Consider the following 15,045-nt stretch of genomic DNA (forward strand, 5'->3'; position numbering starts at 1 on the left):
GTCCATTCTGCTGCCGCGGTCGGTTGCCCGGGTCGGCGCGCGGCCGTCGGTCAGCCGGCCGCCGGGGCGGCCGGTCGGACGTGCTCGTGCAGGTCCTCGACCGGGACGAACGGTTCGTCGAGCCCGAAGCACGACGGGCCGAACACGGCGAGCGCTTCCGGGGTCCGCATCAGGTCGGGCGTCGAGATGCCGATCACCCGGACGCGCTGCCCGAACCGCAGCCGTTCGGTGGTGATCGGCTCGGCGGTCTCGGCGTCGAGGACGCAGATCAGGTCGGGCACGACGGCGACGAGGCGGCCGTCCCGCCGGGCGACGAGGTTCTCGTTCTGGAACCGGAGTTCGAGCTCGGAGCCGTCGGTCCCCTGCACGGTGGCGCGACCGCGGGCGAACCCGTCGACGGTGCGGCGCTCGACGTCGACGACCTTGCCGTCGAACAGCTCGCGCAGGTGCGTGTAGATCGTCGTGCCGAGGGCCTCGGCGAGCGCGTCGATCGGGTCACGGTGGGCTTCGCGGGCGACCCGGATGGCCCGACCGACGGCGAGCGCCAGGGAGAGCGTGCGCGGGACGGCGGTCTCGCGCACCTGACGGCCGGACATGGCGTACTCGGCGATGTACGCGACGCCGCCGAGCCGGATGGTGACCCCGCGGGCGAGCCACTCCATCTTCTTGTTGTCCGAGCCGGTCTCGATGATGACGCCGTGACCGTTCTCGTCGCTGATCGCCAGCGGACTGCCCGGCACGCCGTAGACCGAGAACGTCTCCATCTGCAGCTCCGGGAACGCGCGGCCCATACCGTCCGCGTCGACCACGGGCAGGCCGCCGGTGGCGCCGACGAGCAGCGGGATCATCGAGTTGATGCCGCCGCACTCGATCGGCATCGTGGCGGTCGCCGTCCGGCCGAGGTGGGCTTCGAGCCGGCGGAGGGCGCCGAGGGGTTCCGGCCCGGCTGGGATGCGTTCGAGCACCACGGTCGGTGCGCCCATCTGCGCGGTGGGGATCACGAGGGCGTCGTCGGGCACCTCGGACGGGTCGAGGATCGTGACGGGGCCGTGCTGTTCGATCGCGGCGCGCACCAGGAGCATCCCGATGGTGGGGTCGCCCCCGCCGCCGGTGCCGAGCAGCGCGGCGCCGCGGGCCAGGTCGGGCAGGTCGTCGACGTCGAGGATCCAGCTCATCGGGCGCCCTCCTTGCTCGTCTCGCCCGTGCTCTCGCCGGGGCTCGTGGTGCCGTCGTGGCGGACCGCGGGGGTGTCGTAGCCGAAGTACCGCGGGCCGGCCAGGCGCAGGCCGTCCGGGGAGTGCCAGCGTTCGTCGGCCGGTGCGGTGACGATCCGGATGCGGGCGCCGAAGCGCAGGGCCTCGGTGGTGATCGGCTCGCCGGTCTCGGCGTCCAGGGTGATGATGAGGTCGGGAGCCGTGGTGCGGACCTGGCCGGCCACCTCGACCAGCAGGTGCTCGTTCTGGAACCGGAGCACCGCCTCCAGGCCGGTGTCGCTGCCGGAACCGGCGATGCGGGCCGTACCGCGCGCGAACCCGGTCACGGTCTTGCGCTCGATGTCGGCGACCTTGCCCTCGAAGACGACCGTGCCGCCGAGCACCTCGGTGACCGCCGTGACGGGGTCCGCGTTCTCGCTGCGTGCGCGCACCAGGGTCTCGCCGAGCCGGATGCTCAGCGACAGGCTGCCGCGGACGAACGACTCCTTCACCTGCGCGCCGGACATGGCGTACTGGGCGGTGATCGCGGAGCAGCCCATCTCGACCGTCGCCGTGCGGGCGAGCCGTTCCGCCCACCGGTTGTCGACCGTGTCGAAGACGACGGTGTTGCCCTTCTCGTCCGCCAGGGCCATCGGTGTCGCACTGATGCCGGACAGGGTCGGCAGCACCATCTGCACCTCGGGGAAGGCACGGCCCATGCCGTCGCCGTCGACCAGGGGCAGGCCGAGCTCGGCCGCGGCGACGATCGGGGTCGTCGAGTTCACGCCGCCGACCTCGATGCAGGCCAGGTGGGTCGGGGTGACGCCGAGGAACGCCGACAGGCTGCGGATGGCCTCGGCGAACTGGCCGGCGGACGGGAGCTTCTCGACCATCACCGTGGGGGCGCCGATCATCGCGACCGACAGCACCACGGCGTCGTCGGGCAGGTCCTCGACCTGGACGATCTCGACCGGACCGTGGGCGCGGACGGCGGCCTCGGCGAGCAGGCGACCGATGTAGGGGTCGCCGCCGCCGCCGGTGCCGAGGATCGCGGCGCCGCGGGCGAGGGCGGAGCAGTCGGCGCCGATGGAGGTGAGCGGGGGTGCTGTGGGCGCAGCTTGCGTCGCGCTCATCGGACCAGCGCCCCGAGTGCCAGGTCGCCGACGGCCTTCGCGCGGATCCGCGTCGCATTGCCCGGCAGGTACGGGATAGGGACCTCGTCGAAGTCCACGATGTCCACCGAGCCGGGGTCGGCGCCGGCAGCGATGGCACGGTCGACCGCCTCTTGCCGGGCCTCGTCGACCACCGCGGACCGGCGGCCGTCGCTGATCGCGTAGACCTTGTCGACCTCGCCGCTGACCTGCGCGATCGCGGCACCGATGGCGTTGGCGACCGAGTAGTGCTCCGGGCGGTGCACGGTGCCGAGTCCGGGCAGGGTGTCGGGCAGCAGCACCGAACCGCCGCCGACCGCCACGACCGGCAGCGGGTCGGACGAGGTGCGCATCCGCTCGACGATGTCGGCGACGCGCTCCGCGATGACGTCGAGCGCACGGGCGGCGACATCGGCGGGCACCCCGGCGACGAGCGACGGGTCCCCGATCGCGCCACGGCCACCGCGGACGGCCACGTCGGTCGCGGTCAGGGTCGTGCCGCCGAAGACCAGGCCCTCCTCGGTCAGGCGGTAGCCGACGGAGTCCGGACCGACGACGCTGCCGTCCTCGCGGATGCGGGAACCACCGCCGATGCCGACGGACAGCACGTCGGGCATCCGGAAGTTCGTGCGGATGCCGGCGACGGCGACCTCGCCCGTGGCCTCGCGCGGGAAGCCCGCGGTCAGGACGCCGACGTCGCTCGTGGTCCCGCCGACGTCGACGACCGCGCAGGTGTCGAAGCCGGACAGCACCGCCGCACCCCGCATCGAGTTGGTCGGGCCGGAGGCGAACGTCGCGACCGGGTAGCGGCGGGCGTACTCGACGTCCATCAGGGTGCCGTCGTTCTGGCTCAGGAAGAGGGGTGCGTCGATGCCGCTGCCCGTGACCGACCCGGACAGGCCGTCGACGATCCGGTCGGCGAGCTCGCGGAGCGCCGCGTTGATGATCGTCGCGTTCTCGCGCTCGAGCAGACCGATGCGACCGATCTCGGACGACAGCGAGAACGCCACGTCCGGCCCGAGCTCGGCGGCCATGATCTCCTGCGCGCGCTGCTCGAACTCGTCGTTGATCGGGGAGAACACCGACGAGATCGCGACCGAACGGATGCCCGCGGCGGCGATGGCTCCGGCATGCCGCTTGAGTTCCTCGGGGTCGAGCTCCGAGATGACCCGGCCGTCGAACTCGTGGCCGCCGTGGGCCAGGAACGGCTGCGCGTGCACGGCGGACACCAGGTGGGCGGGCCAGTCCGTGAACGGCGGCAGGGACGCGGTCGCCGGCAGGCCCAGGCGGACCGCGGCGGTCGGGGCGAGGCCGCGTGCCTCGACCAGGGCGTTGATGAAGTGGGTGGTGCCGATCATCACGCCGTCGATGTCCGTGGGGCCGAAGGCGTGCTGCTCGCGCAGGCCGTCGAGCGCGGCGACGATGCCCGAGGTCACGTCGGGAGTGGTGGACCGCTTGACCGCCGCACGGACGGTGCTGCCGTCCATCAGGACAGCGTCCGTGTTGGTGCCGCCGACGTCGATGCCGATGCGCATGGGGTTCCCTTCGGTGGTGCGGGTGGAGCGGGTGCGGGGTGGAGCCGTGTGGGGGTGGGTCTGGTGGGGATGCGGTGGTGGGGACCGGCCGCGCCGTCACGCGGATCAGGGACGCGACGCCGCGACCGGCCGTTCGGGGAACGCCCGGGTCAGGCGCCGGGGGTGGGCGCGGCAGTTCCGGTGGGCGCGGCCGCCGCGGCGGTCGGCACGGCTTCGGTCCGACTGACCCCGACTCCGCGGATCAGCCCGGCCTTGCCGGCGACCACGTAGAGCACGAAGGCGATGACCACCGAGTTGATCGAGGGGATGCCGAGGACCACGAAGTACCCGATGAGCGAGGCGATCGCCCAGATCACCAGGGTGGCCGGCACCCACGTGGGCGACGTCGCCGGGATGTTCTCGGCATCGCTCAACTCGCGGCGCCACCGCTTCACGACGAAGTACTCGGCAACCATGATCCCGGCGATGGGCGGGAAGACGACCCCGAGCACGGACAGGAACGGGGTGAAGGCCCCGAGGAACCCGACCGCCGCGAGCACCGACCCGATGACGCCCATCACGAGCGTCACGAGCCCGCGGTTCACCTGCTTGCCGAACACCGCGTCGATGAAGTTCGTCACGCCGAGGCTCGAGCTGTAGATGTTCCAGTCGTTGATCTTGAACGTACCGAGCAGGATCACCAGGATGCCGACCCACCCGACGCTCGACGTGATCACGCGGGTGATGTCCGCTGAGCCCACGGCGTGCGCGAGCAGGACGCCGGCCAGGCCGATGACGTACTCGCCGAGCGTCACACCGAGCAGCGTCTGCTTCACGACGTCGCCGACCGACCGGTTGAAGCGCGTCATGTCCGGAGTGATCACGGCCCCGACGATGAACCCGCCGGCGACGAGGGTCGTTCCCGCGACGAAGCTCAGCTCGGGACCGGCGGGAGCCCGGGCCGCGAGCTCGGCGATGGAGTGCCGACTCAGCTCGACGATGACCGCCCAGCCGACGAGCACCAGGAACAGCGGCACGGTCACGTTCGCCAGCCACTGCATCGAGTGGAACCCGCGCAGCACGATCGCGGTGACGAGCAGCCCGAACACCAGCGACCACGCCCAGGCGGGCAGGATCGGCAGGATCGACACGAGGCCGGCCGCCGAGACGCCCGACTGGATGCCGAACCACCCGATCAGGCTCAACCCGATCGCGAGCCCGACCAGTGCCGAGCCGGCCTTGCCGAACCCGGTCCAGCGGGCGATCACCGAGGTGTTCAAGCCCTCACGGACACCGATGACACCGACGAGCACCGAGACGATCTCGAGGATGACGGCACCGAGGGTGATCGCCCAGAAGGCGTCCCAGAAGCTCATGCCGAAACCGAGCGTCGCACCGAGCAGGAACTGGGACAGCGCCGAGATCTGTCCGAAGCGCTGCACGGCGACCTGGAACCAGCCGTAGCGCGCGGACATCGGGACTCGGCTGAGCGAGTAGTCGTCGACGACGACCGACTCGGAACGGGGGGTTCGTGGTGCTGACACTGCGGTCTCGCTGGCCATCGTGGCTCCTCGGGGAGGGGTGTCGGCGTGGGCCGATCGGGGTGTCAGCCACGGTAGGACGGCATCGAACCGCGGTACATGTGCAGAACGTTGTTACGAGCATGTGAATCCGTGCGCGGTGCACAGCCAGCGCGCCCGGTCCGGCCGACGACACCACGCCCGTTAGGCTTCCGGGGTGCGTCTCGTCATCGCCCGGTGCTCCGTCGACTACGCGGGCCGGCTCTCAGCCCACCTGCCGCTCGCGACCCGCCTGCTCATGCTCAAGGCGGACGGTTCCCTGCTCGTGCACTCCGACGGTGGCAGCTACAAGCCGCTGAACTGGATGAGCCCGCCCTGCTCGATCGAGATCACCGAGCCGGACGACGAGCAGTCGGTCGCCGGCATCACGCAGGTGTGGACGGTGACGCAGAAGAAGACGCAGGACAAGCTCATCGTCTCCCTGTACGAGGTGGTGTCCGACGAGACCCACGACCTGGGCGTCGACCCTGGCCTGGTGAAGGACGGGGTCGAGGCGCACCTGCAGCAGCTCCTGGCCGAGCAGATCGAACTGCTCGGTGACGGCCACACCCTGGTCCGTCGCGAGTACATGACGGCTATCGGGCCGGTCGACATCCTTGCTCGTGACGACGCGGGAGCGAGCGTCGCGGTCGAGATGAAGCGCAACGCCAACATCGACGCGGTCGAGCAGCTCACCCGGTACCTCGAGCTCATGAACCGCGACCCGCACCTGCGCCCGGTGCAGGGCGTGCTGGCGGCGCAGACGGTGGCACCGCAGGCGCGCACCCTCGCCGAGGACCGCGGCATCCGCGTCCTCGTGCTCGACTACGACGCGATGCGCGGCATCGAGGGCGGCCACACCCGCCTGTTCTGAGCGCGCTTGCGTCGCTGCTGGTCGCCCGACCGGGAGGCGCGGTGCACGTCCGCCCCGCCGCCGACGGATCGCGGATGGGCCGGTTCCACGGCCCGGCTAGGGTGGACAGGACATGACCAGCCCGTTCTCCGCCATCCTGTTCGACCTCGACGGCACCATCAGCGACTCCGCGCCGGGCATCCTCGAGAGCCTGACGCACACCTTCCGCACCGTGGGCGTCCCGGTGCCCGACCACGACACCCTGATGTCGTTCGTGGGTCCGCCGATCATGGACACGTTCCGGGTCGCGATGGGCATGGACGAGGCGCAGGCGGAGCACACCCTCGCCGTGTACCGCGAGCACTACTTCTCGCACGGCGCCCTCGACTCGACGATGTTCCCCGGCATCGACGTCGTGCTCCGCACCCTGCACCAGGCCGGACTGCCGATCTCCACCGCGACGAGCAAGCCCGAGACGCCGGCGACGTACATCCTCGAGCACTACGGGCTGACCGGCGACATCGACATCATCACGGGTGCGAGCGACGACGAGGTCCGGTCGAGCAAGGCCGACGTCGTCGAGGAAGCACTGCGACGCCTCGACGCCCGCGGGTTCGACACCAGCCGCCCGGTGCTCATCGGCGACCGGGTGCACGACGTCGAGGGCGCCACGGTGCACGGCGTCCCGGTGGTCTTCGCCGAGTGGGGGTACGGCTCCCCCGCCGAGGCCGAGGGCACCATCGCCACGGCCGCCACCCCGCTCGACCTGCTCCCGATCCTGCTGCCGTGACGGGCGGAACCGGCCGGGCCGGCGCGACGCGGCAGGGGCTGCGTGCCGCGGCGTGGGTGCTGCCCGCCGCCATCGTCCTCATCGCCCTGAACTTCCGCGGGCCGATCGTCGCGACGGCCCCGGTCATCGGTGACGTCCGGCTCGACCTCGGCCTGACGTCCACGATCGCCGGACTGCTGACGACGATCCCGGTGCTCTGCTTCGCCCTGGCGACCCCGTTCGCCAGCTGGGTCATCGCGAAGGCCGACCCCGAGCGTGCGGTGTCCCTGTCGCTCGTCATCGTGCTCGCCGGCACCGTGGTGCGCTCGATGCCGTCGTCCGCCGCACTGCTCATCGGCACCGCCGTGATCGGCATCGGCATCACGATCGGCAACGTGGTGATCCCGGTCGTGATCCGGCGGGACACCTCGCCGGAACGCGTCGGCCTGGTCACCGGTGTGTACACGTCGGCGCTCAACGTCGGGTCGATGATCACGTCGCTCGGCACCGCTCCCCTGGCGGCGCTCTGGGGCTGGCCGGTCGCCATCGCGGTCTGGGCCGTCTTCGCGGTCATCGCCGGGTTCGCGTGGACGTACGCGGTCGGTGCGCGGGCCGCGTGGCGCCGCCCGGTGCGGTCCGACGACGACGAGCCCCTGCCGATCACCGGCCCGATCGACCAGGTGCTCGACACCGGGGCGATCCGGACGATGCGAGCCGACCGGGCCGCCGCGGCCGCCGCTGCTGCCACCGCCGCAGAACCCGTCCGCCCCGCGAAGCGGCTCATCACCTGGGGCCTGACGCTGGCGTTCGGCGGTCAGGCGTTCTCGTACTACGCCCTGACCGCCTGGATCCCGACCCTGCTGCACGACGAGATCGGCTTCTCGAAGGCGTCGTCGGGTGCGAGCTCGTCGGTGTTCCAGATCCTGGCCGTCGTCGGAGCGCTCGGGGTCCCGCTGCTCGCGACCCGGTGGCGTCCGGCGGCGATCATCGCCCTGGTCGGCACCCTGTGGCTGGCGATGCCGCTCGGGCTGCTGTTCGCCCCGCAGCTCTGGTTGCTGTGGTCGGTGCTCGGCGGCGCAGCCCAGGGCGGCGGCATCACCGTGATCTTCATCGTGATCGTGCGGATCGTGTCGAGCGACGCCGATGCCCGCCGGATGTCCGCGTTCGTGCAGGGCGGCGGGTACCTGCTCGGATCTGCGGGGCCGCTCGTCGCCGGGGCGCTGCACGGTGCGACCGGGGACTGGACGGCACCGCTGCTCGTCGTGCTCGTGTCGGTGCTGACGCTCGGCATCGTCGGCACGTTCGCCGCGCGACGGGTGTCCTGACCCCGAACCCGGACGCCGGCTGAGACCCCGCTCCGGCTCGACCCGGGAACCGCTGAGCGACGAGGCCCACGGCCGCGAGTCGTCACAGCGCAGCGCCCGGCTTCGCGGCGTTCCGGCGGCGGGGTCCCGGCCCACCGTCATGCCGGACGGCCACTGTCCAGAGAGTGGACACCCAACGACCCGCACGGTGGCGGGACCAACCCGTCGCGGCACAGCTCACCCTGCTCGCCATCGCCGCCGGGATGACCGTGCTGCTCGGCTGGAACCTGGGCCGGGGCGGCGACTTCGGCTTCTACCAGGCGTCGGCGCGCTCGATGTCCGAGTCGTGGCCGGCGCTGCTGTCCGGGTCATTCGACCCCTCGGCGACGGTGACGCTCGACAAGCTGAGCGGCTTCGCCGTGCCGCAGGCGCTGAGCCTCCGGCTGTTCGGGCACTCGACCGCCGCGCTCGCGTTCCCCCAGGTCGTCGAGGGGCTCGTCGCGCTGTGGGCCTGCTCGCTCGTCGGGCTCCGGTGGGCCGGGGTCGGCACCGGACTCGTCGCGGCGGCAGCGGCTGCCTCGACGCCGATCTTCGTGTCGGTGTTCGCGCACCCGATGGAGGACGGCATGGTCACCGCCGCACTCGCCGTCGCCCTGCTGTGCTGGCAACACGCCGCGCTGACCGGGCGCTGGTGGCCGCTCGTCACCGCGGGTCTGGCGGTCGGTGTCGGGTTCCAGGCGAAGATGGTGCAGGCCTGGTTCGTCCTGCCGGCACTGCTGCTCGGCACGCTGCTGGCCTCGGCCCGGTACGACGGCCGTTCCTTCCGCCTCGGCACCCGGGTGGCGCGCGCCGGGGTGCTCGGGATCGTCGCAGTCGTGGCGTCCCTGTCGTGGGTGACGGCGCTGGCGCTCACCCCGACGGGCTCGCGACCGTGGGCGGACGGCTCCACCGACGACAGTCCGCTCGCGATGGTGTTCGGGTACAACGGCATCGACCGGTTCCTGCCCGGTGCGGTGCCCGGGTCCGTCCGGTCGTTCGCCGTCCCGTTCGGCCCGCACACCTGGCGCGGCGGTGCGGCCGGGTTCGGCAAGCTGCTCGGACCGCACCTGGCGTCGCAGGTGTCCTGGCTCCTGCCCGCGGCGGTGTTCGGCGTGGTGGTCGCGGCCGTGGTGCTCGTCCGACGGCGAGCACGGACGGTCGACCGCTCGTCGACCAGCCCGTCGCGAGCCACCGCCGGCACCCCCTTCGGGCACGCCTTCGACACCCGCGCCGGATCCGCCACCCTGGTCGTGCTGGTCGTCTGGCTCGGCACCGCGGCGGCCGTGCTCTCGGTGGCCGCGGTGCCGCACACCGCCTACGTCGCCGCGATCGGCGTGCAGCTCGCCCTGCTCGCCGCACTCGGGTGGCGCGGAGCGGTCGGCCTCGTCCGGGCGCAGTCGTGGCGGCTCCGGGCGCTCCCCGTCGTCCTCGCCGTGGCACAACTCGGCTGGGTCGTCTTCCTCGCGCGGGGCACCGCGATGCCGAGCGTGCTCACCGGCCCCGCGGTCACGGTCGCGACGGTCGCCGTCGTCGCGACCGTGGTGGCGTTCGGGTGGCGACCCCGCTGGGAGGCGACGCGCGGACCGGGCCGGCACCGGGCCTCCCGGACGGTCATCGCATTCGCAGCCGGGCTCGCGCTGATCGCCGGACCGGCGGCCTTCTCACTGCAGGCACTCGACGCGACGCGCGACGGCAGCGGCGTCGACGCCTCGGTCGGACCGTGGCCGGCGCGCTGGCCGATCCCGGTCGGCAGCCCGGACGTCTTCCACGTGTCGCGACCGGACCCGTGGGGCGGGTCGACGCCGTACCCGCGTGCGCTCCGCCGGCTCGTCGCGACCGCACGCCGCCTGGAGGGGTACCGGCACGACGAACCGCTGTTCCTGACGGACACGTGGCACATCTCCGCACCCGTGATCGACGCGACCGGGCTCCCGGTGCTGACGGACGGCGGCTTCTCGGGCACCGTGCCGGTCTTCACGACGCACCAGATCCGCCGGAGGATCGCCGACGGCCTGCGCGTCCTCGTCGTCGAGGCCAACGCGCCCCGAACCGACCCGGTCCTGCGCGCCGCCCTGGCCGGCGGCTGCCGCGCCGTCACCCACGGCACCCGCCACGCACGCCTGCCGATGCAGCCGCGCCGGGCGGGCGGCATCACGTGGACCGTGTGGCACTGCGGGCTGCCCGGTCCGTCCGTCGGACCCGGTGCCCACCACCGCCACCGCGTGTCAGCCCGCGGCGAGCACCTCGCGCAGGGACATCGGCGCGCGGCCGGTGATGCGCTCGACGTCACCGGACACGTGCGCGAGCGCCCCCTCGGCGATGGCCGTGTAGGTGCTCACCCACGCGTCGGCCTGCCACGGCTCCGGGCTCCACTGCGCACGTGACGCGTAGGCCTCGTCCAGGGTCTCCGGGTGGTACGTGACCGTGCGGCCGCGGACCTCGGCCACGGTCGCCGCGGCCTGTGCGAGGGTGATCGCCTGCGGGCCGGTCAGTTCGTACGTCTGGTCGCGGTGGCCATCCGGGTCGTGCAGCACCGCGGTCGCGACGCGGGCGACGTCGGCACGGGCGACCGCGGCCATGGCGCCGTCACCGGCCGGACCGCGGATCACGCCGTCCTCGCCGACCAGGTCCTCGACGAAGTCCAGGTAGAAGCTGTCGCGCAGGAACGTGAACGCCATCCCGCTCTCGCGGATCGCCTGCTCGGTCGCCCAGTGGTCGCGCCCGAGCGTGAAGGTCGCGTCCGCCGCCGCGCCGAGGAACGACGTGTAGACGACGTGCCGCACCCCGGCTGCCGCCGCTGCCGCGACGAAGGTCCGGTGCTGGTCCAGGCGGTCTTCGGCCTCGGCTGCCGACACCATCAGCAGCACGTCGACCCCCTCGAGCGCCGCGCGACCCGCGTCGGCATCGGCGAACGTCGCGACCGCGAACTCGGCGCCGGGCAGCTCCGGTGCACGGGCGGCGTCGCGCACGATCATGCGGAACGGCAGGCCGTCCGCGGCGAGCGCGCGGGCGACCGCGCCCCCGATGTTGCCGGTCGCTCCGGTGATGGCGATGGTCATGGTCGCTCCTTCGGTCGGTCTGCTGGTCACGTCGGTCGGCTGGTCACGTCCGCACCGTCCGGGAGGCACGGATCACCGTGGGCGCGACCCTCGCCGCGTTCACGCCGTCGACCTCCACCGCCCATGCGCGCGCAGCGTCGTGGTCGCGTCCGTGTCGCATGTGGCGACCGACCAGGCGGTCGACGCGCACCCCGTCGTCGACGGCGCAGAACCAGGTCTCGGTGAACAGGCCGCCGAGCGCTGCCCACGGTCCGGAGTCGTCGAGCAGGTAGTTGCCCTCGGAGACGACGAGTGTCGTCGCCCGGGGGACGGCGATGCTGCCGGCGACCGGTTCGTCGGTGCGGCGGTCGAAGTCCGGCGCCCAGACGACGTCCTCGTCCGCCGCGACGAGCCGCCGGACCAGGGCCACGTAGCCGTCGGCGTCGAACGTGTCGACGGCACCCTTGCGGTCGTGGCGGCCGAGGGCGTCGAGTGCCGCGTTCGACAGGTGGAAGCCGTCCATCGGCACCTGCACCGCCGTGCCGGACCCGAGCCGTTCGTCGACGGCGGTGACCACGCGGCGGGCCAGGGTCGACTTGCCCGCGCCGGGAGCCCCGGCGATGCCGAGCACCACCCGACGGCCCACCGAAGCCAGCTCGACCGCACGCTCGACGGCCTGGTCGACGCTGCTGTCCGGGTGGTTCACGGCCCCATCCTGGCAGAGTGCACCGACACCGGACCGGGGTGGTTCACTGGCGGCATGGTCGATGCGACGAAGGCGTTCAGCGGGTTCTCGGTGCGCGACGTGCCGGAGGCGAAGGCGTTCTACCAGGACGTCCTGGGGGTCGAGGTCACCGAGGACCACGGCATGCTCTTCCTGCAGCTCGGCGACGGCCACGGCGTGCTGGTCTACCCGAAGGGCCCGGCCCACGAGCCGGCGGACTTCACGGTGCTGAACTTCCCGGTGCCGGACGTCGACGCCGCGGTCGACGAGCTCACCGCGAAGGGCATCACGTTCCTGCAGTACGAGGGCATGACCGACGAGAAGGGCGTGAACCGCAGGGGCGGCCCGCTCATCGCGTGGTTCACGGACCCGTCGGGCAACGTGCTGAGCGTCCTCGCCGAGTAGCCGCCGGCGTCAGCGGGTCAGTGCGCCCGCCCAGGCCAGGGCGACGGGCACCAGCAGTCCGTGCCGGTGGTGCGGGAGCTCGGCGATGGGCAGCCAGCGCGACTCGTCCGTCGACCCGTCGACCTCGTCGCGCAGGGCACCGCCGACGACCTTCGCGCGGAACACGACCTGCACGGCCTTCATCGGGCGTCCGTTGGCGTGGATCCGACGTTCGGCGGGGACGACGTGGTGCCGCACGCCGAGCAGCTCGCCGACCTCGGACTCGTACCCGGTCTCCTCGCGGACCTCACGCACGACGGCCTGCTCGACGGTCTCGTCGAACTCGACGCCGCCGCCGGGCAGCGTCCACGTGCCCGCCTCGGGGAACCGCAGCTTCGCCAGGAGCACCCGGTCACCGTCCGTGATCACGCCGTACGCGGCGAGCCGGGTGTCGTAGTCGGTGTACTCCATGGGCCGACCCTGCCAGGTGCGCGAGCCGACGCACGCAAGCCGCGCCGCGCCTGCTGGCCGTCCGGGCTCAGACCAGGGTCTCGACGGCGGCCCAGCCGACCCGCATCCGCGCGACGGCGCGGTCGAAGCCGCTCAGCGGCTCGGCGTCGTCGCGGACCATCGCCTGCAGCTGGAGCCCTTCGTACAGCGCCATGAGCTGTTCGGCGGCGTGCCGCGGCGAGGCACCACGGGGTTCGCGCCCGGCCACGACGTCGCGCACCAGGGCGAGGGTGAGGTCCTCGAACGCCCGGGTGTACTGCGCACGGAACCAGCCCGCTGCGGGGTGGTCGGGGTCGGACGCCGCGCTGAGGAGCGCGACACGCAACCGGATGAGCGCCGGGTCGTCGATGCCCGCCTGCAACCGTGCGCGCAGGAACGCGGCGGCACCCTCGCGTTCGGCGACGACCCAGAGCGCGCGGCGGCTGCCGTTGTTCCAGCGGTCGATGACGGCGACGACGAGCAGCTCCCACGACGGGTACACGCGGTGGACCTCGGCGACCGCGACCTCGGCGTGCTCCGCGACCTCGTCCGGCCCGACGCTGTGGAAGTCCCTCGCCCGGTACGCACGGATCGCGCCGGACACGATGCGGGCGCGGAGATCGGCGTCGGACGTGGACATGCAGACGATTGTCCGGTCCCGACGTACGGCTCGCGACCGCCAGTTCAGGGGTCGTGCGGCGGTCAGCGCCGGTCGAACGTCAGTGTCTCGTCGTCCGGGGCGGTGACGGCGCCGGTGCGGGCGAACTCTGCCCAGATCGCGCGGAAGGCCCGGCCGCGCCGCTCGACCTCCGGCCAGTCGTGCTCGGGGACGAAGCGGGTGCCGGCCCAGGCCTCCCGGCCGCCCAGCAGCAGGGGCAGGTCGCTCATGTGGACCGCACCGGTCGGGGCCGTCGTGACCCCGCGCACGAGTCGGTACGACGTCACCCGCCCACCGGCACGACGGTGCCGCGCGGTGAAGCGTCGGACGTCGCGACCGTAGATGACGTCGGAGAGCGGACGGACCACCCACCAACGGAGCGCCGGGCGGAGCACCCGCGACCGGGCAACCCGCGACAGGCCGCGGACCAACGGCACGTACATGCCCGTCTCGTCCGTGGCGGAGCCGATCAGGACGTCGACGTCGCGGGCGACCCGGCTCCAGGCCGCGTCGAGGTCGCGCTCGGCCGGCAGCGGGGCGAAGCCGTACTGGGTGCCGAACGGCATGCCGCCGGCCAGTCCGTACGGTGCAGCGGCGCGGGTGCCGAGCGCCTGCCGTTCGAGCAGGTCGTCGAGCGGGGTGTCGGCGTGCACCGTACCGACGGCACGGATCATCGCGCGGTTCATCCGGGACCGCCCGCGTGACAACCCGAGCGGTGCGCTCTGGATGATCGCCCGGCGGAACAACCCGGCCGCACCCTCGCTGATCATGAGGTGGGCGGCCGCGTCCCCGCCAGCGGACTGGCCGAACACGGTCACCAGGTCGGGGTCGCCCCCGAAGGCCGCGATGTTCGCCTGCACCCAGCGGAGCGACTCGAGCAGGTCGAGCAGTCCGAGGTTCGCCGGGATCGTCTCGCCGTCGCCGAGGAACCCGAGGACCCCGAGCCGGAACGTCACCGACACCACGATGACGCGCTGCTCGGTCACCAGGTCGTGGGCGTCGTAGATGGGCAGGTCCCCGCCGCCGATGACGTACGAGCCGCCGTGGATCCAGACCATCACGGGCAGGCGCTCGTCCGGTGCGACGTCGGCCGGCAGGGTGATCGACAGGCGCTGGCAGTGTTCGTCGATCGTCAGGTCGGGGACCGGGTTGAGGAGCTGGTCGACGAACTGCGCGTGCGGCTGCGGTGCCACGGGCGACGGGGTCGACGCGTGCAGCTCCCCCACGACGGGCGGCATCGGCTCCGGTTCCGCGAACCGCTCGGCCCGCGCGTAGGGGATCCCGAGCACGCGGACGACGTCGCCGTCGACCGTCCCGACGATGCGGCCGGCCGGGGTGTCGAAGGGGGCTGGGGTCGCGTCGAGCATGGG

At 72.8% G+C, this 15,045-nt stretch carries 13 protein-coding genes and 1 pseudogene; 5 read left to right on the forward strand and 9 right to left on the reverse strand.

From position 1 onward, the window contains the following. Positions 1-50 precede the first annotated feature (50 nt). From ITJ59_RS03200 to ITJ59_RS03215, 4 genes are all read right to left on the reverse strand, one after another. A complete protein-coding gene (locus ITJ59_RS03200; protein WP_194649673.1) occupies positions 51-1,175 on the reverse strand; it encodes a DUF917 domain-containing protein in 1,125 nt (374 codons plus the stop codon). Then, on the reverse strand, positions 1,172-2,326 hold the full coding sequence (locus tag ITJ59_RS03205) for a DUF917 domain-containing protein (RefSeq protein WP_228510772.1): 1,155 nt from the start codon (positions 2,324-2,326) through the stop codon (positions 1,172-1,174). Before ITJ59_RS03205 ends, ITJ59_RS03200 begins: the two co-directional genes overlap by 4 nt. Then, positions 2,323-3,879, reverse strand: coding sequence for a hydantoinase/oxoprolinase N-terminal domain-containing protein (locus tag ITJ59_RS03210; protein WP_194649674.1), 1,557 nt, complete (start codon positions 3,877-3,879; stop codon positions 2,323-2,325). Before ITJ59_RS03210 ends, ITJ59_RS03205 begins: the two co-directional genes overlap by 4 nt. Positions 3,880-4,028: 149 nt before the next feature. After that, a complete protein-coding gene (locus ITJ59_RS03215; protein WP_194649675.1) occupies positions 4,029-5,420 on the reverse strand; it encodes a purine-cytosine permease family protein in 1,392 nt (463 codons plus the stop codon). Positions 5,421-5,595: 175 nt separating this feature from the next. Here ITJ59_RS03215 and nucS point away from each other — a divergent pair, with 175 nt between their 5' ends. The 4 genes and pseudogenes from nucS to ITJ59_RS18965 form a co-directional block, all read left to right on the forward strand. Further along, a complete protein-coding gene (nucS, locus tag ITJ59_RS03220) occupies positions 5,596-6,291 on the forward strand; it encodes an endonuclease NucS (protein ID WP_194649676.1) in 696 nt (231 codons plus the stop codon). 112 nt (positions 6,292-6,403) lie between these two features. After that, positions 6,404-7,060: an HAD hydrolase-like protein gene (locus ITJ59_RS03225; protein ID WP_194649677.1), complete on the forward strand. Its 657-nt coding sequence runs from the start codon at positions 6,404-6,406 to the stop codon at positions 7,058-7,060. After that, positions 7,057-8,364, forward strand: coding sequence for a CynX/NimT family MFS transporter (locus ITJ59_RS03230; protein ID WP_194649678.1), 1,308 nt, complete (start codon positions 7,057-7,059; stop codon positions 8,362-8,364). Before ITJ59_RS03225 ends, ITJ59_RS03230 begins: the two co-directional genes overlap by 4 nt. A gap of 314 nt (positions 8,365-8,678) precedes the next feature. After that, positions 8,679-9,224, forward strand: a pseudogene (locus ITJ59_RS18965) (ArnT family glycosyltransferase); the annotation flags it as partial. Positions 9,225-10,607: 1,383 nt separating this feature from the next. Here ITJ59_RS18965 and ITJ59_RS03235 read toward each other — a convergent pair. Together ITJ59_RS03235 and ITJ59_RS03240 are read right to left on the reverse strand one after the other, a co-directional pair. After that, positions 10,608-11,441: an SDR family oxidoreductase gene (locus tag ITJ59_RS03235; RefSeq protein WP_194649679.1), complete on the reverse strand. Its 834-nt coding sequence runs from the start codon at positions 11,439-11,441 to the stop codon at positions 10,608-10,610. A gap of 43 nt (positions 11,442-11,484) precedes the next feature. After that, complete coding sequence (locus ITJ59_RS03240; protein WP_194649680.1) at positions 11,485-12,126, reverse strand: nucleoside/nucleotide kinase family protein; 642 nt, start codon at positions 12,124-12,126, stop codon at positions 11,485-11,487. A gap of 54 nt (positions 12,127-12,180) precedes the next feature. Between ITJ59_RS03240 and ITJ59_RS03245 the strand changes: the two genes are divergently transcribed. Beyond that, a complete protein-coding gene (locus ITJ59_RS03245; protein WP_194649681.1) occupies positions 12,181-12,549 on the forward strand; it encodes a VOC family protein in 369 nt (122 codons plus the stop codon). Positions 12,550-12,558: 9 nt separating this feature from the next. Here ITJ59_RS03245 and ITJ59_RS03250 read toward each other — a convergent pair whose 3' ends face one another. From ITJ59_RS03250 to ITJ59_RS03260, 3 genes are all read right to left on the reverse strand, one after another. Further along, complete coding sequence (locus tag ITJ59_RS03250) at positions 12,559-12,999, reverse strand: NUDIX hydrolase (protein ID WP_194649682.1); 441 nt, start codon at positions 12,997-12,999, stop codon at positions 12,559-12,561. 67 nt (positions 13,000-13,066) lie between these two features. Further along, entirely contained in the window at positions 13,067-13,657 is a 591-nt protein-coding gene (locus tag ITJ59_RS03255; protein WP_194649683.1) for a TetR/AcrR family transcriptional regulator, read from the reverse strand. A 62-nt stretch (positions 13,658-13,719) separates the two neighbouring features. After that, positions 13,720-15,042, reverse strand: a complete 1,323-nt coding sequence (locus tag ITJ59_RS03260) for a carboxylesterase family protein (protein WP_194649684.1) — start codon at positions 15,040-15,042, stop codon at positions 13,720-13,722. Positions 15,043-15,045: the final 3 nt, after the last annotated feature.

The organism is Curtobacterium sp. VKM Ac-1393, from assembly GCF_015350995.1.
In the GTDB taxonomy this organism is placed as follows: Bacteria; Actinomycetota; Actinomycetes; order Actinomycetales; family Microbacteriaceae; genus Curtobacterium.

Excerpts from the sequence above, each read along its gene's own strand:
- ITJ59_RS03200 (WP_194649673.1), bottom strand. The coding sequence starts at position 1,175 with ATGAGCTGGATCCTCGACGTCGACGACCTGCCCGACCTGGCCCGCGGC.
- ITJ59_RS03205 (WP_228510772.1), bottom strand. The coding sequence starts at position 2,326 with ATGAGCGCGACGCAAGCTGCGCCCACAGCACCCCCGCTCACCTCCATC.
- ITJ59_RS03210 (WP_194649674.1), bottom strand. The coding sequence starts at position 3,879 with ATGCGCATCGGCATCGACGTCGGCGGCACCAACACGGACGCTGTCCTG.
- ITJ59_RS03215 (WP_194649675.1), bottom strand. The coding sequence starts at position 5,420 with ATGGCCAGCGAGACCGCAGTGTCAGCACCACGAACCCCCCGTTCCGAG.
- ITJ59_RS03225 (WP_194649677.1), top strand. The coding sequence starts at position 6,404 with ATGACCAGCCCGTTCTCCGCCATCCTGTTCGACCTCGACGGCACCATC.
- ITJ59_RS03235 (WP_194649679.1), bottom strand. The coding sequence starts at position 11,441 with ATGACCATCGCCATCACCGGAGCGACCGGCAACATCGGGGGCGCGGTC.
- ITJ59_RS03245 (WP_194649681.1), top strand. The coding sequence starts at position 12,181 with ATGGTCGATGCGACGAAGGCGTTCAGCGGGTTCTCGGTGCGCGACGTG.
- ITJ59_RS03250 (WP_194649682.1), bottom strand. The coding sequence starts at position 12,999 with ATGGAGTACACCGACTACGACACCCGGCTCGCCGCGTACGGCGTGATC.
- ITJ59_RS03255 (WP_194649683.1), bottom strand. The coding sequence starts at position 13,657 with ATGTCCACGTCCGACGCCGATCTCCGCGCCCGCATCGTGTCCGGCGCG.
- ITJ59_RS03260 (WP_194649684.1), bottom strand. The coding sequence starts at position 15,042 with ATGCTCGACGCGACCCCAGCCCCCTTCGACACCCCGGCCGGCCGCATC.